Annotated in this window: 24 protein-coding genes; 8 read left to right on the top strand and 16 right to left on the bottom strand. The window is 46.3% G+C overall.

The window, feature by feature from the left end; all coding sequences use genetic code 11:
- On the top strand, positions 1-200 hold a 200-nt coding region (locus BLD48_RS16445), incomplete at its 5' end, for a hypothetical protein (RefSeq protein ID WP_236629912.1).
- Here the strand turns inward: BLD48_RS16445 and BLD48_RS16020 are convergent.
- The 5 genes from BLD48_RS16020 to BLD48_RS01975 form a co-directional block, all read right to left on the bottom strand.
- Entirely contained in the window at positions 148-378 is a 231-nt protein-coding gene (locus BLD48_RS16020) for a YneF family protein (RefSeq protein WP_012370001.1), read from the bottom strand. The genes BLD48_RS16445 and BLD48_RS16020 overlap by 53 nt on opposite strands.
- Before the next feature lie 106 nt (positions 379-484).
- Complete coding sequence (tkt, locus tag BLD48_RS01990) at positions 485-2,455, bottom strand: transketolase (RefSeq protein ID WP_236629911.1); 1,971 nt, start codon at positions 2,453-2,455, stop codon at positions 485-487.
- A gap of 214 nt (positions 2,456-2,669) precedes the next feature.
- Positions 2,670-2,906, bottom strand: a complete 237-nt coding sequence (locus BLD48_RS01985; RefSeq protein ID WP_071498742.1) for a DUF896 domain-containing protein — start codon at positions 2,904-2,906, stop codon at positions 2,670-2,672.
- Between the two features lie 112 nt (positions 2,907-3,018).
- Entirely contained in the window at positions 3,019-3,672 is a 654-nt protein-coding gene (locus BLD48_RS01980; protein WP_071498741.1) for a YneB family resolvase-like protein, read from the bottom strand.
- Positions 3,673-3,723: 51 nt separating this feature from the next.
- A complete protein-coding gene (locus BLD48_RS01975; protein ID WP_071498740.1) occupies positions 3,724-4,011 on the bottom strand; it encodes a hypothetical protein in 288 nt (95 codons plus the stop codon).
- A gap of 209 nt (positions 4,012-4,220) precedes the next feature.
- Between BLD48_RS01975 and lexA the strand changes: the two genes are divergently transcribed.
- The 4 genes from lexA (at position 4,221) to glpK (ending at position 7,786) form a co-directional block, all read left to right on the top strand.
- Complete coding sequence (gene lexA, locus BLD48_RS01970) at positions 4,221-4,835, top strand: transcriptional repressor LexA (protein WP_071498739.1); 615 nt, start codon at positions 4,221-4,223, stop codon at positions 4,833-4,835.
- Between the two features lie 30 nt (positions 4,836-4,865).
- Positions 4,866-5,336, top strand: coding sequence for a metal-binding protein (locus BLD48_RS01965; protein WP_071498738.1), 471 nt, complete (start codon positions 4,866-4,868; stop codon positions 5,334-5,336).
- Between the two features lie 187 nt (positions 5,337-5,523).
- On the top strand, positions 5,524-6,225 hold the full coding sequence (locus tag BLD48_RS01960; RefSeq protein WP_071498737.1) for an MIP/aquaporin family protein: 702 nt from the start codon (positions 5,524-5,526) through the stop codon (positions 6,223-6,225).
- Positions 6,226-6,268: 43 nt separating this feature from the next.
- Entirely contained in the window at positions 6,269-7,786 is a 1,518-nt protein-coding gene (glpK, locus tag BLD48_RS01955; protein ID WP_071498736.1) for a glycerol kinase GlpK, read from the top strand.
- Between the two features lie 111 nt (positions 7,787-7,897).
- On the opposite strand, the gene dhaM is transcribed toward glpK, so the two are convergent.
- From dhaM to dhaK, 3 genes are read right to left on the bottom strand one after another with little or no spacing between them, the layout of a single operon-like run.
- Positions 7,898-8,263, bottom strand: a complete 366-nt coding sequence (gene dhaM, locus BLD48_RS01950) for a dihydroxyacetone kinase phosphoryl donor subunit DhaM (RefSeq protein WP_071498735.1) — start codon at positions 8,261-8,263, stop codon at positions 7,898-7,900.
- On the bottom strand, positions 8,260-8,859 hold the full coding sequence (gene dhaL, locus BLD48_RS01945; RefSeq protein ID WP_071498734.1) for a dihydroxyacetone kinase subunit DhaL: 600 nt from the start codon (positions 8,857-8,859) through the stop codon (positions 8,260-8,262). The genes dhaM and dhaL overlap by 4 nt, the downstream gene beginning before the upstream one ends.
- Before the next feature lie 19 nt (positions 8,860-8,878).
- Entirely contained in the window at positions 8,879-9,847 is a 969-nt protein-coding gene (dhaK, locus tag BLD48_RS01940) for a dihydroxyacetone kinase subunit DhaK (RefSeq protein ID WP_071498733.1), read from the bottom strand.
- Between the two features lie 167 nt (positions 9,848-10,014).
- Between dhaK and BLD48_RS01935 the strand changes: the two genes are divergently transcribed.
- Positions 10,015-10,710, top strand: a complete 696-nt coding sequence (locus BLD48_RS01935) for an AzlC family ABC transporter permease (protein WP_071498732.1) — start codon at positions 10,015-10,017, stop codon at positions 10,708-10,710.
- Complete coding sequence (locus tag BLD48_RS01930; protein ID WP_071498731.1) at positions 10,695-11,021, top strand: AzlD domain-containing protein; 327 nt, start codon at positions 10,695-10,697, stop codon at positions 11,019-11,021. Before BLD48_RS01935 ends, BLD48_RS01930 begins: the two co-directional genes overlap by 16 nt.
- A 196-nt stretch (positions 11,022-11,217) precedes the next feature.
- On the opposite strand, the gene BLD48_RS16570 is transcribed toward BLD48_RS01930, so the two are convergent.
- The 6 genes from BLD48_RS16570 to hflX form a co-directional block, all read right to left on the bottom strand.
- A complete protein-coding gene (locus BLD48_RS16570; RefSeq protein WP_083412221.1) occupies positions 11,218-11,436 on the bottom strand; it encodes a (4Fe-4S)-binding protein in 219 nt (72 codons plus the stop codon).
- Between the two features lie 165 nt (positions 11,437-11,601).
- Positions 11,602-12,384, bottom strand: a complete 783-nt coding sequence (locus BLD48_RS01925; RefSeq protein ID WP_236629910.1) for a DUF7225 domain-containing protein — start codon at positions 12,382-12,384, stop codon at positions 11,602-11,604.
- 109 nt (positions 12,385-12,493) lie between these two features.
- A complete protein-coding gene (gene glnA / locus BLD48_RS01920) occupies positions 12,494-13,840 on the bottom strand; it encodes a type I glutamate--ammonia ligase (RefSeq protein WP_071498730.1) in 1,347 nt (448 codons plus the stop codon).
- A gap of 45 nt (positions 13,841-13,885) precedes the next feature.
- Positions 13,886-14,284 carry a MerR family transcriptional regulator gene (locus BLD48_RS01915; RefSeq protein WP_014970060.1) on the bottom strand — a complete coding sequence of 133 codons (399 nt, stop codon included), beginning with the start codon at positions 14,282-14,284 and terminating at the stop codon, positions 13,886-13,888.
- 141 nt (positions 14,285-14,425) lie between these two features.
- On the bottom strand, positions 14,426-15,703 hold the full coding sequence (locus BLD48_RS01910; RefSeq protein ID WP_071498729.1) for a methionine gamma-lyase family protein: 1,278 nt from the start codon (positions 15,701-15,703) through the stop codon (positions 14,426-14,428).
- Positions 15,704-15,710: 7 nt separating this feature from the next.
- The gene (gene hflX / locus BLD48_RS01905; protein WP_071498728.1) at positions 15,711-16,952 is read right to left on the bottom strand and encodes a GTPase HflX; all 1,242 of its coding nucleotides are present in this window, start codon (positions 16,950-16,952) and stop codon (positions 15,711-15,713) included.
- Between the two features lie 135 nt (positions 16,953-17,087).
- On the opposite strand from hflX, the gene BLD48_RS01900 reads away from it, so the two are divergent.
- Positions 17,088-18,062: a tyrosine-type recombinase/integrase gene (locus BLD48_RS01900; protein ID WP_071498727.1), complete on the top strand. Its 975-nt coding sequence runs from the start codon at positions 17,088-17,090 to the stop codon at positions 18,060-18,062.
- Between the two features lie 60 nt (positions 18,063-18,122).
- On the opposite strand, the gene hfq is transcribed toward BLD48_RS01900, so the two are convergent.
- A complete protein-coding gene (gene hfq, locus BLD48_RS01895) occupies positions 18,123-18,374 on the bottom strand; it encodes an RNA chaperone Hfq (protein WP_012369981.1) in 252 nt (83 codons plus the stop codon).
- 43 nt (positions 18,375-18,417) lie between these two features.
- The gene (gene miaA, locus BLD48_RS01890; protein ID WP_071498726.1) at positions 18,418-19,350 is read right to left on the bottom strand and encodes a tRNA (adenosine(37)-N6)-dimethylallyltransferase MiaA; all 933 of its coding nucleotides are present in this window, start codon (positions 19,348-19,350) and stop codon (positions 18,418-18,420) included.
- Positions 19,351-19,566: the final 216 nt, after the last annotated feature.

Below are 19,566 nucleotides of genomic sequence, written 5' to 3'. Positions count from 1 at the left end.
GAAGCGATGCGGCGCGATGCGGCGCGATGCTTGTCCCAGGAAAACGATTCGAAGCGAACAAAAAAGCGATTCTTCTCGATAAAGAGAAAAACCGCTACTTTGTCTTCAGTCTGAAAGGAGACCAAACTGGTCTCCTTTTACAAGTCATTATTTTTTCGGTGATTTCATTGAACCACTCATTGAACGCATCACTTGGTTGACTTTCTTTTGTGATGGCTTTTGACCCATTTGCATCATCAATGTCTTAATCATATCTTCGTTGATTGGTGGGTTTTGCTCCAAATAGTTCATCATGTATCGGCGAGCGATATAGAAACCAAGGGCGACACCAGCTACCAAGCAAAGAAGGGCAATTAAAATCCAAATCCATGTAGCCAAGTTGCTTCCTCCTCTAACTTCAAACGTCGCTTTTTACTATACTATAATTTAAAGCCTTTGCATAGATAATGCAAAAAAAAGGTGCGCGTTTGCGCACCTTTCTTCATCAACCGAGCTGCTTGACTGTGTTCAAGACATTTTCAACAGACATGCCGTACTCTTTTAAGAGAAGATCTCCAGGAGCAGAAGCACCAAAACGATCGATTCCGATGACTTGACCTTCTGTTCCTACATATTTGTACCATCCGAGTGAAGCACCGGCTTCAATCGCAAGACGCTTCGTGATGCGTTTTGGCAAGACCGATTCTTTGTACTCTGCTGATTGGGCTTCGAATAATTCCCATGATGGAAGTGAGACGACAGCAACCTTTTCACCGAGTTGTTGTTGCGCTTCGACTAACAGATGCACTTCAGAACCTGTTCCCATCAAGATCGTATCCGCTGTTTCGATGTCACCTGCAATGACATATCCACCTTTTTCAGCGCCTTCGACCGTCGTACCTTCAAGTTCTGGTAATCCTTGACGTGTCATGACGAGAAGTGTTGGTTTGTTTTTCGATTGGACCGCTGTTTTCCAAGCCGCAATCGTTTCTTTTCCGTCTGCCGGACGATAGACTGTCAAGTTCGGCATTGCACGGAAACTCATCAAGTGTTCAACCGGCTCGTGTGTCGGACCATCTTCTCCAACGGCAATCGAGTCATGTGTCAAGACGAAGATCGACTGGATCCCCATCAAAGCAGCTAAACGGACAGCTGGACGGAGGTAATCCGAGAAGACGAAGAATGTTGCACCGTAAGGAATGACACCACCGTGTAACGCCATACCGTTGACAGCTGCTGCCATCGCGAACTCACGGACACCAAACCAGATGTTACGACCGCTTGGATCGATATCGAAGTCAGCTTCCCCTTTGAGCATCGTGTTGTTGGATCCTGCTAAGTCAGCTGATCCACCGAAGATCGACGGGATGTTTTTCGCAAGGGCGTTTAAGACTTCACCACTTGTCTGACGTGTTGCTTTTTTCGATGTCAGATCATATGTTGGTAAATCTGCTTCCCAGTTGCTTGGCAGTTCGTTGTTGATCGCTTGAACGAGTTCAGCATGCAATTCCGGATGTGCTGATTTGTATTGCTCCATCTTGTCAGCCCATGCTGCTTCTGTATCAGCACCACGTTTGACGATCCGCTCTTCGAACAAGTCTTTGACTTCGTCCGGCACGTAGAATTCTTCGTGGTCCCAGACGTAGCTTGCTTTCGTCAACTTGATTTCCGCATCTCCGAGTGGTGCACCGTGCGAAGCAGATTTCCCTGATTTGTTTGGTGAACCAAATCCGATGACTGTTTTGACTTCGATCAATGTCGGTTTTGTTGTTTCTGCTTTTGCCGCTTCAAGTGCTTTTGAAATCGAATCGAGATCCGTTCCATCTTCAACACGAATGACTTGCCAGTTGTACGCTTCAAAACGTTGTTGAACGTTTTCAGAGAACGATTTATCAAGATCACCGTCGAGTGAGATGTCATTTGAATCATACAGGACGACCAGTTTACCAAGACCTAAATGTCCTGCAAGTGAAGCCGCTTCTGCTGAGACACCTTCCATTAAATCGCCGTCTCCGCAAATCCCGTATGTGAAGTGATCCACAACGTTTAACTCGTCACGGTTGTATTTTGCTTCCAAGTGACGTTCTGCCATCGCCATCCCGACAGCCATCGCGATGCCTTGTCCGAGTGGACCAGTCGTCGCATCAACACCTGCTGTGTGACGATACTCTGGATGACCTGGTGTTTTCGAATTCCATTGACGGAATGACTTCAAGTCATCCATCGCAAGATCATAGCCTGATAAATGGAGGAGTGAGTAGAGAAGCATTGAACCGTGTCCTGCTGAAAGTACAAAACGGTCACGGTTGAACCATTCTGGATTTTTAGGGTTGTGGTTCATATGATCCGCCCATAATGTAAATGCCATCGGTGCTGCACCCATCGGCATTCCCGGGTGACCCGAGTTCGCTTTTTGTACTGCATCAATTGATAAGGTACGAATCGTATTTACTGCTAATAATTCTACTGTTGTCATGTTCGTCAAAACAATCATCCTCTCTCTTTTTCACAAATTCCTTCTCATTTTAGCATATCAAGAAATGTGATACAACTTTTCTAAATAGTATGTCACATTAAAATGAATGCGCTCTCTATTGCCGTTTTTCGAGTACTTTCGGAAGACACATTACCTGATTTTCATCAAAAAAAGCTACCCCGCTCATCCATTGAGCGACATAGCTTTTGTCTGATTACTGTTTGTTCCGTTCTTCTTCTTGTGCTTGCTTTAATTTCCCCGGCGTAACGTCCGTTCCTTCTTCATCGACGATTTTGATACCCATCATCTGATTTTTGAATGAACCACGGAAAGCTTCCAAATACGCTGTTCTTAGTTCTTTTTGTTCTGCCGTCTCCGCATCCGTCAACGGCTCGACTTTTGATTTATTGGCTAATTCATTAATCCGGTCTAGTTGTTCTTGTGATAACATGATATCCCTCTTTCTGTTGACTCGACATTGAGCATTCAATAGTAATCTTACTGTAAAAGAGACGAAAAAAAAAAGCAAGTTTGATGCGTCGTTCGCGCATCCACCTGCTTTCTCATTCGTAAGAATTGACGACTTCTTTATATTCCAGGTAACGACGGTTAACGGTGGCTTTTGAGATATCATGCCCCATGCCTCTTAGCGTGACGGCAATATCGGCAAACGTCAGTCCTAAGTCACGTAATCGGACGATTTCTTCAATCGGTACTTCTTTTCGGCTCCGACCGGCATTCTCACCTTGACGATTGAGGTTCTGTTCGGGACGGAATCCATTTTCGACCGCCCGTCGCATACCACGAGCAATTTTTGCATTATGCAGTTTCCGTTGGTACTCTTCGACAAGCGAGACGATCTCAAGGACCATCGCTTCGGCATCGGCTAGTTTATATTCGCCATCCGACTCCATTGTCATCAGTTGGACGTGATGTTTTCGGAACGTATGCAAAATCGCAATCTTCGCATTCCCACGTCCAATTCGTGTATCGTCCGTTACAAGAACGGCATCGACCGTTTGACGCGTCACGTAGTCAAGGACGGTTAACATCCCTTCCCGATCGACGTCATAACCACTTTCTTTTTCCGTGATGATATCCACGATTTCAAATCCTTTTGTTACAGCGAGTCCCGACAGTTCTGATCTTTGTCGCTCAAGCGAACTATCTTGTGCTTCTTTTTCCGTCGAGACGCGACAGTAGATTACGACTCTCATACTACTTCACACCCCTGTTCGTTCATTCACACTACCAACTTTTACAGTTTGTCATTGTTGTGCGATTGGTACAACGATTTTGTTTTTCGAAATAGTATGGGTCGTCTCTAGTTCATTGTTCTCAATCAACCATTTGACATATTCTTGATCGGTCATCGACCCATCGTTATAGACTTTTGCGACTTGTTCGACCGTCGCATCTTGGTCGACCGTAACGGATGCCGTGAGTAATTGATCGACCTTTTCATCTGGTCGAGGAGTGAGAAGAAAAAGGATGAACGCGAAGCTAAGCGTATAAAAAACAATGGAAAAGGCATGGGTACGAATCGTATGCATCATGATAAATCCCTCCAATTAAAAAATGATTTAGAATAGATGTTCTCGGAACAATTGTTCGCATAACTCATCTTAAACCAAGAACCAGTGTTCGGTCAACATAAAATGTCGAACAATTGTTTGTACGCTCATTTGTTCTATGTTATAGTGATTTTAGAAACATGTATTCCTATATCCTACAAAAACCAATCCGGAAAGAGGTGGCAATTCATATGCGGAAAATGTCTAAACGGCAACAAGAAATCCTTGACTATATCATCGCTCAAGTGAAACTGAAAGGGTATCCACCTTCAGTTCGTGAAATCGGTGAAGCTGTTGGTCTTGCTTCAAGCTCAACGGTACACGGTCACTTGGATCGTCTAGAAAAACGCGGACTGATTCGCCGTGACCCAACTAAACCACGTGCGATTGAGATATTGCTTGATAAACCTGATGAAGATCACGAAGCCATCGTTCATATTCCCGTCATCGGGAAAGTAACCGCTGGATTTCCGATTACAGCAATCGAAAACATCGAAGAACATTTTCCGCTTCCGGCTCACTACGTCGGGAACGAGAACGTCTTCATGTTGACGATCGACGGTGAATCAATGATTAACGCAGGGATTCTCGACGGTGATCGTGTCATCGTACGGCAACAGAACACAGCAGAAAATGGTGAAATCGTCGTCGCTATGACCGAAGATAGCGAAGCGACGGTCAAACGGTTCTTTTTAGAAGATCAACAAGTACGTCTTCAACCCGAAAACGATTCGATGGACCCGATGTATTTCGATAATGTCTCGATTCTCGGTAAGGTCATCGGCGTATATCGGACGATCCACTAAGCGAGGGACCAGCTGAGCTGGTCTTTTTTTATGCCTTCTGGAAACGTACATGATACAGTAAATACCGTCGCCTTGGCAGGTTACGTTGCGTATTCGGTCGCAACGCAGCAGACGGATTGGTTACCTACCGCTGTCGGCATTGCTGTCGGCACACTTTGGCTCTCCCCTGACTTGGATTTAAAATCAGAGCCTTATTATCGTCTCGGACCATTTCGAGTGCTTTGGATGCCGTACGTCAAAATCATGCCACATCGCTCGATTTGGTCACATGGTTTGATCATCGGTGATGTCATCCGCCTGTTATATAGTGCAGCTTTTGTCATTCCTTTGGTGTTTTTGGCACTGTATACAAAAATCATCGCCTCAGAGACGGTTGATTTTTGGTTTGAAGCAATGCCCGCTTTCATCATCGGCATCATCGCCGCCAGTACGATTCATATCGTTCTCGATCATTCCAACAGCTTGTTCCGGACAAAAAAGAAACGAAAAAAACGCCGCTAAGACCTTTTGATTCATTTGTAAAATGAACAAAAGGTTTTTTGTTATCCAAATTTTCATATTTTTAAACATAAATTAAGGAAATTTCATTTCTAATTTGCAATTAATTGTATTGAAAACGTTATCAATTCGGAGTAGTTTTAAATAGAAAGGCCATTATTCACTTTAATCCAAAAGGGAGGGTTTTTGCATGAGTAATTTTACAAGCGAGCTGATTGGAACGATGATTCTGATTTTGCTCGGAGATGGTGTCGTTGCGGGTGTCGTCTTGAAGAAGACGAAATCGGAGAACAGCGGCTGGATCGTCATTACGTTTGCCTGGGGTCTCGCTGTCATGACTGCAGTTTATGTTGCAGCCGCCAGTGGTGCCCACCTTAATCCAGCGGTCACTTTGTCGCTAGCGTTAAACTCTGACTTACCATGGGCAGATGTACCCGTCTACATCGCTGCTCAGTTAATCGGAGCCTTTATCGGTGCGGTACTCGTTTGGCTTCATTACATGAAACATTTTGAAGCGACAGATGACCAAGCTGCAAAATTAGGGGTTTTTGCAACAGGACCAGCAATTCGTCATACCGGATCAAACCTTGTTTCTGAGATTATCGGGACGTTTGTCCTCGTTTTCGGAATCTTGGCATTCGGTGCCAATTCGTTCGCCGACGGACTCAATCCGTTAATCGTCGGTCTACTTGTTGTCGTCATCGGTCTATCGCTTGGTGGTACGACAGGTTATGCCATTAATCCGGCTCGTGACCTCGGTCCACGGATTGCCCACGCCATCTTACCAATCAAAGGGAAAGGTTCATCGGACTGGAGTTATTCTTGGATTCCGGTCGTCGGTCCATTCATAGGTGGTGCGATTGCCGTCTTCCTTCATCAAATGCTCTTTTAATTGACTGCCGGATTTCAACTCACATTTCAAGGGGGATTTCAGAATGGAAAACAAGTATATCTTAGCACTTGATCAAGGTACAACAAGCTCACGTGCCATCATCTTCGATCATGATGGTCATATCGTCAACTCCGCACAACGGGAATTCAAGCAATACTTCCCGCAACCAGGTTGGGTAGAGCATGATGCCAATGAAATTTGGGGTTCGATTCTTGCAGTCATGGCAGATTCACTTGGATCGGCTGATATTAAGCCTAGTCAAATCGCAAGTATCGGAATCACGAACCAACGTGAAACGACGGTCGTCTGGAACAAAGAGACGGGTAAACCAGTCTATCACGCACTCGTCTGGCAATCTCGTCAAACATCCGGTATCTGCGATGAGTTGAATGCCCAAGGACTTAATCAAAAATTCCGCGATAAAACAGGTCTATTGATTGATGCCTACTTCTCCGGTACGAAAGTCAAATGGATTTTAGATAATGTCGAAGGAGCGCGCGAGCAGGCGGAAAACGGTGAACTACTGTTCGGAACGATCGATACGTGGCTCGTTTGGAAACTGTCTGGCGGAAAAACGCATATCACGGACTATACGAATGCTTCACGAACATTGATGTATAACATTTACGAACAAAAGTGGGATGATGAATTACTTGAAATCCTCACGGTTCCGAAATCGATGTTACCAGAAGTCCGTCAATCCAGTGAAGTGTACGATAACACCGTTCCATATCACTTTTTCGGTTTTGAAGTTCCAATCGCTGGTATCGCCGGTGACCAACAAGCTGCCTTGTTTGGTCAAACGTGCTTCGAACCAGGTGAAGGAAAGAACACCTATGGAACAGGTTGCTTCATGTTGATGAACACCGGTGAAAAAGCTGTTTCTTCGGACCACGGTCTTTTGACGACAATCGCTTGGGGCGTCGACGGTAAAGTCGAGTATGCACTCGAAGGATCCATCTTCGTTGCCGGTTCAGCGATTCAATGGTTACGTGACGGGTTACGGATGCTGAAAAATGCCAAGGATTCGGAAGGATATGCTTTGAAAGTCGATTCAACAGAAGGCGTCTATGTCGTCCCTGCGTTCGTCGGACTCGGCGCTCCGTACTGGGATAGTGATGTCCGAGGAGCCATCTTCGGCTTAACGCGCGGAACGGACAAAGAACATTTTGTCCGGGCGACACTTGAATCACTTGCTTACCAGACACGCGACGTCTTAACGGCGATGCAAAAAGATTCGGGCATCGAGCTGAAAACATTACGTGTCGACGGTGGTGCCGTTTCGAATGACTTCTTGATGCAGTTCCAAGCGGACATTTTAGGTGTCCCGGTCGATCGTCCAGAAATCAACGAAACGACGGCACTCGGTGCCGCTTACCTTGCCGGTCTAGCCGTTGGGTACTGGAAAGATAAAGCAGAAATCAAGAAACAATGGAAACTCAACCATCAGTTCAAACCAGAGATGGAAGAAAACGATCGTGAACAACGTTATGCCGGTTGGCAAAAAGCGGTGGAAGCGACGATGGCGTTTAAACCAAGCAAAACAGAAGTCAACGCGTAACTCGTTGTACCTGACGTTCTTCCAGTGGAACGTCAGGTTTTTTATACTCCATGAAATAAGCGTGCTCCGTCGTTCTGGAGCACGCTTATTTTGGTCTTTTATAAGAGACATTTATCCAAATTCAGACTTCACGCCAGTGACGATTTCGTCTAACGACTTGGATTGTCCGCTTAAGACTGCTGCTAAAAAAGCACCTTCGACAAGCGGAGCCTCGACGAACTGAACACTCCGGTCCCCACTGTATAACTCGAGGGCAAGTTCTGCGTTCATCGTCGCTGAACCGATATCCGTTAAAATCAATCCGTCATCGGTCAGTTCATTCATCGTTTCTTCGATCCGTGATGCATCGGTCCCGATAGTACCATCCGCAAGCCCTGCTGCGAGCAACACCGGCGTATCTGGTGCCATCTCAGCCAATAATTCTTTTAGACCAGCGGCTAACTTCTCGCTGTGGGAAACTAAAATCAAGTTAATCATCGAAGCACCTCCACGATGGATCGTAATAATAAGGCACTCGACAGCGAACCGGGATCCTGTACCCCAATTGTCGCGTCTCCAAAATACGAAGCCCGTCCCTTCGTCGCGACCCGTTCTTTCGTATCGACCAACGCTTTATCCAGTGCTTGCTTTAAATCAGCTTCCTGTTCTAAGGCTTCATAAAACGGTGTCCAGATATCGACCATCGTTTTTTGTCCGAATTCCGATTTCCCACGCATTTTAATTCCGTCCGTCGCTTCTTTAAAGGCAGCTGCCAACTCTTCCCCTTCCGCTTCTGTTTTTCCTTTGAACGCTCCCGCAAATTTGACGAATGCCGTCCCATAGAGCGGTCCGGAAGCACCTCCGACCGTCTTGATCAACGTCATCCCGACTTGTTTTGATAACGCGCCGAGATCTTCATAATCTGTCTGCGCTTCGAGTTCCTTTTGAACCGCCTGAAAACCACGGGACATATTGATGCCATGGTCACCGTCACCGATTTCACGATCCAGATCCGTTAATTCGTCTTTATGCTGTTCGATTTGTTTTGCTGCTTCGAGTAACGCGTCACGAAATGTTTCCGTTGATAACTTCATCCGTCTGCACCTCTTCTAGTTAGAATCCAATCGCGTTTGTTTTAGCGTCCAAGTAGCCGACCAGTTCATCGTCAACCGGGAGCAGGGTGATCGAGAAACCATGCATCTCAAGCGATGTCATATAATTGCCGACGAATGGTCGGACGATGTCATACCCTTTTGCCTGCAGTTGTTCCGCAACATACTTATAGGTGATATACAATTCCGATACCGGCGTTCCACCCATCCCGTTCACCATCACGGCGACTTTTTTGTCTGATACTTCAGCTGTGAGTCGATCCAGTAATTCCGTCACGATTGCTTCGACGGAGGCAATCGGTTTGCGTTCAAGTCCTTTTTCCCCGTGAATCCCAATCCCGATTTCCATCTCGTCTTCATGCAGATCAAAACCAGGTTTCCCGCTTTCCGGCATATAACAAGGTGACAAAGCCATTCCGATCGAGCGAACGCCGGCAATGACTTTTTCCGCGACCGCTTTGACTTCTGCTAACGACTTACCTTCTGCTGCCGCAGCTCCGGCAATCTTGTGGACAAAAATCGTCCCTGCAACACCGCGACGGTCCTCTTCTTTTTTGATTGCGATATCATCATTGACGATGACCGTCTCGACTTCGATGTCTTCTAGCTCGGCTAAATCTTTTGCCATATCGAAGTTCATGACGTCCCCAGAATAGTTTTTGACGACGAGCAAAACTCCTTTTCCGCCGTCTGCCGCTTTGATTCCTTCTAAGACCATATCCGGTGTCGGTGACGTGAAGACTTCTCCGCAAACCGCTGCTGCGAGCATCCCGTCTCCAATGAATCCTGCATGGGCCGGTTCATGACCACTCCCCCCACCAGACACGAGAGCGACTTTCCCGTTCAGTGGTTCTTTTCGTTTGATGACATTGACTCCGTCGACTTTTGCATAAAGATCAGGATGTGCTAAAACGAGACCATCGACCATATCTGACACAAACCGATTCGCATCTTGCATTAATTTATCCATCTTGAACGCTCCTTCGTCTAACGAATTTTTGCCGTACCATTTACTCTTTACCACCAATGGACACGACTTATGTCAAGGAAACATATGAAAATATTGACCAGTTTATTTCCAAGCGGTTTCGTTGATGCTATGCTGATAACACATCACAATGAGAGGGGGTACCTTACATGGCAAGTTCATTTCAAGCAGGTGTCAAAGCTTGTCTACCGACCGTTCTCGGTTATCTCGGAATCGGTTTTTCTGCCGGTATCGTCGGACGCGCTGCCGGACTCAGTCCACTCGAGATTGGATTGATGTCGATCCTGATTTATGCCGGTGCTGCTCAATTCATCATTACAAGTCTACTGTTACTAAACAGCCCTTTTTCTGCCATCATCTTGACGACCTTCATCGTCAATTCCCGACATCTTCTGATGAGCATGACGCTTGCGCCTCGAGTCGCAAGCCGTAATCGATTTGATCAGTTTGGGATTGGTGCCCTGCTGACGGATGAATCGTTTGCCGTCGCCATGAATACGTCACTAAAACAAACGATCGATGCCAAATTCATGCATGGGTTGAATCTGACCGCCTACTTCAGTTGGATTGCTTCGACTGTCCTCGGTGCACTCGTCGGCAGTTGGTTTCCTGATCCGGAACGGTTTGGACTCGATTTCGCCTTGACGGCGATGTTCATCGGTTTACTGTATCTCCAGTTTGAAAGCGAACGATCACGCGTTGTACTAAATGCTATTCTGCTTGTAATGGTTTTCGTTTTGTTATACATATCGATGCGTTATCTGTCACCAGAGCTCGCTGTTTTATTCGCGACGATGACAGCCGCTAGTATGGGAGTAGTGATCTCACGATGGAAATCCGTTTAGAACTATTAGTGCTCTTTGCCGCCTGTGGACTCGTTACGTTGATTCCACGGATTTTACCGTTTCTTTTGATGCATGGTCTGACATTACCCCGTCTGTTGACCGATTGGTTGTCGTTCATCCCGATTTGTTTGCTAAGTGCGTTGTTTTTCCAAAACTTATTAGTCGCACAAAACAGTGATTACCCAAGTCTTTCGTTTCTCCACCTTGCAGCTTCGATCCCGACGATCCTCATCGCACTGACAAGTAAAAGTCTTTCTTTCACCGTCATCACCGGGGTCCTGTCAATGGCGTTGATCCGCTTTCTGATATAGAAGTCGCGTGAAACAAATGATCACACAAAAAAAGACGAGGGTAGCGGATTTAAAATCTGCTACCCTCGTCTGTCTCAAGTGCCACGTTCAGGTCATTCCTTCATTAAGCCGACACGTCCGCGTAGTGCGGTGTCTGCTCAAACTCCTGGATTGTCGATGTAGGCCTCAATCTTTTGATGTTTGCGTTTCAATTCCATCAGGTTTTCCTTCGTTCGTAGGATAAGGCGCCACTCGGACATCCGTCGACGACCCGTATCACGTCTTCGACAGGTGCCCCTCCTGATTCAATCCACGGACGTTTCTTGACATCAAAGACGGTCGGCAGACTCTTGACACAGTAACCGGAATGGATACAGACTTCAGGATCAACTAGACGGTGATTTCTTTTCCCACGTAAGCCTTTTTCATTCGAAATGCCTTCTTAGATAAAAAAACTCCAATCTTCTATTTTTATTCTGTAAAGTTTACTATATATAATTTTATTTGACATCACTCTTACTTTTTCTATGTATAATCTAAAATTTTATAATTAGTATTTCAAATAAATATATGTTTGAAAAATAGAGCATTTGTTTTTTTATCATAATAACTGTTTCTTCTTAAATGAAGATATATCAATTTCTAACCTTTGATTGTAAATCCGCCCTTTAGGTAGTTGATCTTTTGATGCATAAAATAACAAATGAAATTCATTTTTTAAAAATTGCACTATGAAAATATCATCAAATTGATTTAAAGTTCTTATATTTAATGAAACAAAGCCACTCTTTTGAGCAGTCGTCTTCACGCTGATACGTCTTCCATTACTCGTTACATCAAAACCATGTTGGTTAGTCACATGAGCTAATTTTCCTTTAGTATGTATAGCGCAATAAAACTCTCCCAATCGACCAATTAAATGACGTAATTCTGTCGCTTCACAACCAAGTACGTTCATTTCAAATCTTAAAATATCCATATATTCTTCAAACAGTTCGATTATATAGTTACTTTCAAGCGGTTGCGGACTTTCTATACTAGTTGATGATGAGTTTATCGAAAGATTCATTTGTCCGTCTTTCCACAAACCCACCACTTGATCTTTATTAGATGTACGCGTACGTGCATAAATTAAGCCACTATAGTTGGCATGCTCACCAATATATTTGTACATTCCTTGATTCAGATACACAAACAAATGTTTATTAAAAGCAATTCCTTGATTTGATCGGTTGTAACAATAATCAGATAGAATCACACTATCTTTATTCGTTCCATATTTGTGAAACAACTCTTCCTTTATTTCATTCGGAGTTATAATTTCTTCTTTTCTATGTTTTAAGATGGTTTTGAGCTGTTCATAAATTGAAATACGTTTATTCATTATCATTATCCTTCCCCAAAAAAATAAGGCTAAGAAAAGCAATACAGAAGCGTATTGACCATCTCTTAGCCTATTCATTCATTTTTTTATACTTAGATTAGAACAAGGATTAGAACAAGACCATGTACTGATCGCGTTCCCATTCCGTGACTTGCGTCCGGAACATATCCCATTCGATTTCTTTGAGTTCCACGAAGTGCTCTGCGATGTGCTCGCCAAGTGCGTGCATGACGACATCATCCGCTTTCAGAACTTCAAGTGCGTGGCTGAGCGTTGACGGAAGATCATCAATGCCGTTTGCGACACGTTCTGGTTTGTCCATCACGTAGATGTTACGGTCGATTGGTTCAGGTGCTTTTAGGTTGTTTTTAATACCGTCAAGACCTGAAGCAAGCAATGTCGCGAGTGCCAAGTACGGGTTCGCTGCCGGGTCGACTGAACGGACTTCGATCCGTGTCGAGAGACCACGTGCTGCCGGTACGCGGACGAGTGGCGAACGGTTACGGGCTGACCATGCGACGTAGCAAGGTGCTTCATAACCTGGGACGAGACGTTTGTACGAGTTGACCGTCGGGTTACAGACTGCTGTGAAGGCACGGGCGTGCTTCAAGATACCTGCCGTGAAGGCACGGGCATCGTCAGACAGTTGCATGTTGCTGTTTCCTTCATCGAAGAAGACGTTTTCGTTTCCTTTGAAGAGGGACATGTTGGCATGCATCCCTGAACCGTTGACACCGTAAAGCGGTTTCGGCATGAATGTTGCGTGAAGGTTATGTTTCGCTGCAATCGTCTTAACGACAAGCTTGAATGTTTGGATGTTATCCGCAGTCGTGATCGCATCGGCATATTTGAAGTCAATCTCATGTTGTCCTGGTGCGACTTCATGGTGAGATGCTTCGATTTCAAAGCCCATGTTCTCAAGTTCAATAACGATTTCCTTACGGCAGTTTTCACCGAGGTCGACTGGTGCGAGGTCGAAGTAACCACCTTGGTCATTTAACTCAAGTGTCGGACGACCGTTTGCATCCTTCTTGAACAAGAAGAATTCCGGCTCAGGACCAACGTTGAATGAAGAGAAACCAAGCTCTTCCATTTCTTTAAGTACCCGTTTGAGTTGACCACGCGGATCTCCAGCAAACGGTGTGCCATCCGGATTATAGATGTCACAGATGAGACGTGCGACTTTACCAGTTCCATCTTCTGTCCATGGGAAGACAACCCATGTGTTGAGGTCTGGGAAGAGATACATATCTGATTCTTCAATCCGGACGAATCCTTCGATTGACGAACCATCGAACATCATTTTATTATCAAGTGCTTTTTCCAATTGGCTTACTGGAATTTCAACGTTCTTGATCGTACCGAGGATATCTGTGAACTGCAAACGAATAAAACGTACATCCTCAGCTTTAGCGATTTTCATAATGTCTTCTCGTGTAATGATGCGACGTGTCATGTGACAAATCCCCTCTCCGGTTCTTTTTTATATGGTAACAAGTGCTTACTTGAAAAATCGTCCGAGCTCACCTTGGATGAGTGACGTTTTTCCATGTCGCCCTGCTTCCTTCAATTCATTTTTCAGGAGTTTATACAGTTCGCCATCAGATAATTCCGGACGCGTCTTGACGACGGTTTCCGCAACACGTTCCCGTTTGACGAGATCATTATCAAAAATCATCTTGATCCCTGCGATATTTAGTCCCTGATCCAAATATTCCTTGATCGACAGCAAACGATCGACATCGTTAAACGAATAGAGGCGACGTTTCGTCTCTGTCCGCTCCGGCTTGATCAATCCCTGTTCTTCATAATATCGGATTTGTCGGGCAGATAACGCGGTCAACTCTTGAACGACTCCGATGGGAAATAGTGGCTTGGACTGTCGTGATAAGTCTGCCATTTCGTTCCTCCTTTTTCCTTACTTCATGAGAATAAACCTCTGTAAGGCAAGTTGTCAAGAGATGTAAGGAAAGTTAACATGACTTTCTTACAAGTCAGACGACTTGGGGTAACAGAGGTCTTTTCACATCAAGCTAATTTTTTAAACCTGTTGCGGTTGAATCAATTGTTGTTCCATCAGTTGATTGACGGCAGAGACGATGGCAATCTTGACGTGGCTGTAGGTCAATCCACCTTGGACATACGCTGTATACGGCGCCCGGATCGGACCGTCTGCCGATAACTCAATTGATGAACCTTGAATGAACGTTCCGGCTGCCATGATGACATCATCTGCATATCCCGGCATATAATCCGGAATCGGCAAGGCTTGGGCATTGACGGGGGACGCCGCTTGAATCGCCTGACAAAAGGCAATCATCGGCTCCGGTGCATGGAAAGAGACCGCCTGGATCAAATCCGTCCGTTCTGCTGCATAGTGCGGTTCTGTATCGAATCCGAACTGTTCCATCATGCTCGAGGTGAACATCGCCCCCATCAGTGCCTGACTGACCGTATGCGGGGCCATGAAGAACCCTTGATACATGTCCTGCAGCGAATAAAGCGACGGACCGGCCTCCGCACCGATTCCCGGTGTCGTCATTCGGAACGACGCCCGTTCAATCAAATCCCGGCGTCCGACGAGATAACCGCCTGTCTTCGCGAGTCCGCCACCCGGATTCTTGATCAGTGAGCCGGCCATCAAATCCGCTCCGACATGGGTCGGTTCGATCGTTTCAACGAATTCGCCGTAACAGTTGTCGACGAAGACGATGACGTGCGGATGTTGCGCCTTGATGGCTTCAATCGCTTGACCGATTTCTGCGACCGGCAAGCTCCGGCGTGTCGCATACCCTTTTGAACGCTGGATGCCGACGACCTTCGTCTTGTCCGTGATCCGGGCGAGCACGGCCTCAAGATCAATCGTCTCCGCCTGTTTCATCTCGACGACGTCATACGTGACACCGAGTTCTTTTAACGAGCCGCGGCCGTCACCGCGGATCCCGACGATTTCTTCCAACGTATCGTATGGCTTACCGGTGATGTACAACAGTTCGTCGCCCGGCAACAAGAGACCAAATAACGCGATCCCGATGGCATGAGTGCCGCTGATGATTTGTGCCCGGCACAGTCCGGCTTCCGCCCCAAAGACCGATGCATAGATCCGTTCGAGATTGTCGCGTCCTTCATCGTTGTAGCCATAACCGGTCGACGGCATGAAGTGGAAATCACTGACTTTATGCTGACGAAACGCGTTTAAGACGCGGAACTGATTCTGTTCCGCGACTTGTTGCGCCTGTTTGATTCCTGGTGCGATTTTTTCTTCCGCCCGTTCGACAAACGGACGGATCGTTTCATAATGCGTTAACTCCGAAAACATGATTAGATTACACCTCGTATTTTTTCAATGTCGAGTACAGTCGTGTGTCTTTACGTAAAAATCCTTTTAAGATCACGGACCCGTCCTCTTCATACTCTTCTTTTAAATTCATCATCACTTCTTTTGCCGGATTGTAATGGACAAATGCTTCGACCGGAATCCGGATCTCGAGGTATTCGAGAATCTCACTGATCGCTTTTTCGATTTCGACCGTCAAGCGTTCGATATCCGCCGGATCCAGTGCTGAAATCAATAATTTCCCACCTGTGAACAAGTCCGTCAACTGGTCTTTTTTATTAAAGACCTCGAGTTGCGGAATGTCACCGGCACCGAGCTCATCCAGGACATCGTTTGTCGTCTGCATCTGATTGAGATAATGCTCGCTTGATGCATCGATGACATGGATGATCAAGTCCGCTTCGAGGACTTCTTCAAGCGTCGAGCGGAACGCGGCAATCAGTTTCGTTGGCAAGTCTTGAATGAATCCGACGGTATCCGTCAGAAGAATCTGACCGCCTTCCGGCAAATCAAACTGACGTGTCAACGGATCAAGCGTCGCGAACAATTCATTTTTTTCGTACGTATCGGCATGCGTCAATCGATTAAAAATCGTCGATTTCCCGGCATTCGTATACCCGACGAGTGCGATTTGGAACGTCTGGTTTTCCTTCCGGCGTTCCCGGTACCGGGCGCGGTGGGCGACGGATGTTTCGAGCTGTTTCTTGATTTCATCAACACGACGACGAATGTGCCGGCGGTCGGTCTCAAGTTTTGATTCACCGGGACCACGTGTCCCGATTCCGCCACCGAGTCGTGATAACTGGGTCCCTTGTCCACTCAGACGGGGTAACAAGTAACTCATTTGAGCGAGCTCGACTTGCAGTTTCCCTTCCCGTGACTGGGCGCGACCAGCAAAGATATCTAAAATCAGCTGCGTCCGGTCAATCAGTTTGATGGATTCCGGATCTTCGAGGGCAATCCGGATGTTTTTCATCTGTCCCGGTGTCACTTCAGCATTAAAAATAATTAAATCCGGTTCGAGTTCCTCTGCTAACGCAACGAGTTCCTCGACCTTCCCTTTTCCGATAAACGTACGGCGATCGATCGATTGGCGTTTCTGATCGAGTCGCCCTACCACGACGGCGTGCGCAGTCGTAACGAGTGCTTCAAGCTCCGCGACCGATTCTGCATAGATATGATCTGGTACACCGGGGAGCTGACAACCGACGACGATGACGCGTTCTGACATAAAATCATTCCTTTCAAAATAAAGACATTCTGCGTCCCTAATCATACCACATGCACTCTGTCCTCTGAACTTTTTTGGACAGGAAACATCCGTTCGGTTTATGATGAAAGAAAGTCATCCTACAGGAGGTCCGTTATGGCACGAGAACGACTCGACTACACCTTACCGGAATTCATTGAACGGTATTTATTTTTCCTCAGCGCGAGCGGCAGACAAGACTCGACGATCCGTCGTTACCGCTACGATTTGATTGATATCCACCGGTACATGACCGAGGTCGATCAACCGCTCGAGACGATCGACGACTTCAAGGCGATTCCGCTTGAGACATGGAAAACGTTCATCAATGAGTACTTGATCGAAGAAAAACTGTACCAGCAAGCGACCGTCGCCCGGATTGTCAGTGTCCTCAACCAAGTCAACTATCAAATCCGTCAAACGAAGGCAAAGCTAATCGAGTACGCCCAACCGTCCCATGAATTGACACCGGGTCACGTCGCCTCGCTGGCTGAATACGAACAACTGATCCGGACGAACCGGTCCGACCGGGGATTGACCGATCATCAACTCGTCGCCCGTCCCTATTTGATCGACCGCAACGAGTTGATTTTACGGCTCTTCTACCGTTACGGCCTTCGGGTTCATCACATCATCGGTCTGAAGATGCAGGATTTGAATTTCGCACAACGCGAGATGACGGTCCACGACCGGCTCGGCAATGCTTACCTGCTACACCTCGAACGTGACGATCAGGATCTGATGTTACAGTATCTAAAAACGATTCCGGAACCGGTTCGTCCCCGCTATCATTCGACCGATCCGTTTTTCGTCGCGTTTGATTTCTCACGAATGACTTTTCGCTGGGTCTACAGTAAAAACGCCCCGAAACAATTGTCGATCGTCATGATCACGAAAATGATGCGTCAGTTAAATGAACGCTCGGACAACAAACGGATTATCACCCCGTCGATGTTACGCAATAGCTTTATTCTCGGGACCTATCTCGAGGAGTTGACGAAGGATGAACGGTTGACGAAGACCTGCCTGTATAAAGAAGTCTCACTGAGACGGTATGCCGACGCGTTTGACGAATTAAAAGATTTACTCTAACCAAAAAAGGACAACGCCGAGGCATTGTCCTACGAGTAGACGGCCCCCCGGCCGTCTTTTTTAACGTGTGACTTCTTCCGTTTCCGTCTCTTGTTCATACAACGTCACATTACGTGCCGGTGCGAACGTCGAGATGGCATGTTTGTAGATCAATTGCTGTTTGCCTTCCGATTCTAAAATGACCGTGAAGTTATCAAACGATTTGATCAATCCCCGTAACTGATACCCACTGATTAAAAACACTGTCGTCGGAACCGAATCTTTTCGTAACTGATTTAAAAAATAGTCTTGAATGTTATACGTCGCTTTCATAAGACCCCGTGCCCCCTCTATTTCATCTGTTTTTCTCTTCAGGCTACTCCGATTTAACCGCTTTCAGAAACCCTACTGTTCTATCATAGATAATTTTGAAGTTTTCTTCAAATGAAAGCCTTCCCATTTCAATCCAAATGCCGTCGAATTGATGACGGAACCAGGTTAATTGCCGTTTTGCGAACCGTCGTGTATTTCGTTTAAGCAAATCGACAGCCGGTTCGAGTGGCACTCCTTCTAAAACAGGCATGATTTCCTTATAGCCGATGGCCTGCATCGCTTTTGTCTCACCGTAACCCGAAGCAACCAACTGATTGACTTCTTTGACCAGTCCTTGTTCGACCATCAAGTCGACCCGTTGATCGATCCGCGCATACAACTGCTCCCGGTCATCCATATGTAAGACAAACAACAAGCTCTCATAAAGACTCGGTTCACTGCCGGAGACTTGCGTTTGCCCGCTCATGGCGACTTCAATCGCCCGGACGACCCGTTGGATATTGTTCGGATGGATCGCTTCCGCCCGCTCTGCATCAAGCTGCCGCAAGCGATCATGGAGCGCCTGCGCTCCTTTGATTTGCGCAAACTGTTCTAATTCCTGCCGTAACGCTTTATCTTCTGCCTGGACAGTAAATTGATAATCATACAAAATCGCCCGGATATAGAGCCCCGTGCCACCGACGATGATCGGTAACTTACCTTTTTCCGCAATCTGATTGATCACCGCTCGGGCCAACGTCTGAAAACGCGCGACACTCATCTCGTCGTCCGGATTGACGAGATCTAGTAAATGATGCGGAATTCCTTCCATTTCTTCGTGCGTCACCTTCGCTGACCCGATGTCCATCTGTTTGTAGACTTGAACGGAGTCACCCGAAATGATTTCGCCGTTTAATTTTTTTGCTAATTCAATGCCTGTCTTGGTTTTTCCGACGGCGGTCGGTCCAACGATGACAATGACGGGTTGTTTACTCATGAGATCACCATTCCTAGCTTCTACGTGTTTGTAGTCAGTGTATCATATCTGCCTCCAGATCAGACACGACAAAAAACCGTCTCCTGTAAAGAAGACGGTTCGATGAGTTCTATTACACGCGGCGAATGAAGTCGTCGTATACCGCACTAAACACACACCATCCACAAATGACTAAACCTGTCAGCATAATTCCCCAATCCGCCATTTTTGGCACCT

The sequence above is a fragment of the Exiguobacterium sp. KRL4 genome (genome assembly GCF_001870785.1).
Lineage (GTDB): Bacteria > Bacillota > Bacilli > Exiguobacteriales > Exiguobacteriaceae > Exiguobacterium_A.
Note: the sequence above shows the minus strand (reverse complement) of the source record. Positions and strands in the feature narration are given on the sequence as shown.

Bases quoted from the DNA above. Each gene is read 5' to 3' on its own strand.
- BLD48_RS01935 (WP_071498732.1), top strand. From the start codon at position 10,015: ATGGCAAGTTCATTTCAAGCAGGTGTCAAAGCTTGTCTACCGACCGTT.
- glpK (WP_071498736.1), top strand. From the start codon at position 6,269: ATGGAAAACAAGTATATCTTAGCACTTGATCAAGGTACAACAAGCTCA.
- BLD48_RS01960 (WP_071498737.1), top strand. From the start codon at position 5,524: ATGAGTAATTTTACAAGCGAGCTGATTGGAACGATGATTCTGATTTTG.
- BLD48_RS01985 (WP_071498742.1), bottom strand. From the start codon at position 2,906: ATGTTATCACAAGAACAACTAGACCGGATTAATGAATTAGCCAATAAA.
- BLD48_RS01930 (WP_071498731.1), top strand. From the start codon at position 10,695: ATGGAAATCCGTTTAGAACTATTAGTGCTCTTTGCCGCCTGTGGACTC.
- BLD48_RS01965 (WP_071498738.1), top strand. From the start codon at position 4,866: ATGCCTTCTGGAAACGTACATGATACAGTAAATACCGTCGCCTTGGCA.
- BLD48_RS01975 (WP_071498740.1), bottom strand. From the start codon at position 4,011: ATGATGCATACGATTCGTACCCATGCCTTTTCCATTGTTTTTTATACG.
- dhaL (WP_071498734.1), bottom strand. From the start codon at position 8,859: ATGAAGTTATCAACGGAAACATTTCGTGACGCGTTACTCGAAGCAGCA.
- BLD48_RS01980 (WP_071498741.1), bottom strand. From the start codon at position 3,672: ATGAGAGTCGTAATCTACTGTCGCGTCTCGACGGAAAAAGAAGCACAA.
- BLD48_RS01925 (WP_236629910.1), bottom strand. From the start codon at position 12,384: ATGAATAAACGTATTTCAATTTATGAACAGCTCAAAACCATCTTAAAA.
- BLD48_RS01915 (WP_014970060.1), bottom strand. From the start codon at position 14,284: ATGGCAGACTTATCACGACAGTCCAAGCCACTATTTCCCATCGGAGTC.
- lexA (WP_071498739.1), top strand. From the start codon at position 4,221: ATGCGGAAAATGTCTAAACGGCAACAAGAAATCCTTGACTATATCATC.
- miaA (WP_071498726.1), bottom strand. From the start codon at position 19,350: ATGAGTAAACAACCCGTCATTGTCATCGTTGGACCGACCGCCGTCGGA.
- dhaM (WP_071498735.1), bottom strand. From the start codon at position 8,263: ATGATTAACTTGATTTTAGTTTCCCACAGCGAGAAGTTAGCCGCTGGT.
- glnA (WP_071498730.1), bottom strand. From the start codon at position 13,840: ATGACACGTCGCATCATTACACGAGAAGACATTATGAAAATCGCTAAA.
- hflX (WP_071498728.1), bottom strand. From the start codon at position 16,952: ATGTCAGAACGCGTCATCGTCGTCGGTTGTCAGCTCCCCGGTGTACCA.
- BLD48_RS01900 (WP_071498727.1), top strand. From the start codon at position 17,088: ATGGCACGAGAACGACTCGACTACACCTTACCGGAATTCATTGAACGG.
- BLD48_RS01910 (WP_071498729.1), bottom strand. From the start codon at position 15,703: ATGTTTTCGGAGTTAACGCATTATGAAACGATCCGTCCGTTTGTCGAA.
- hfq (WP_012369981.1), bottom strand. From the start codon at position 18,374: ATGAAAGCGACGTATAACATTCAAGACTATTTTTTAAATCAGTTACGA.
- dhaK (WP_071498733.1), bottom strand. From the start codon at position 9,847: ATGGATAAATTAATGCAAGATGCGAATCGGTTTGTGTCAGATATGGTC.
- tkt (WP_236629911.1), bottom strand. From the start codon at position 2,455: ATGACAACAGTAGAATTATTAGCAGTAAATACGATTCGTACCTTATCA.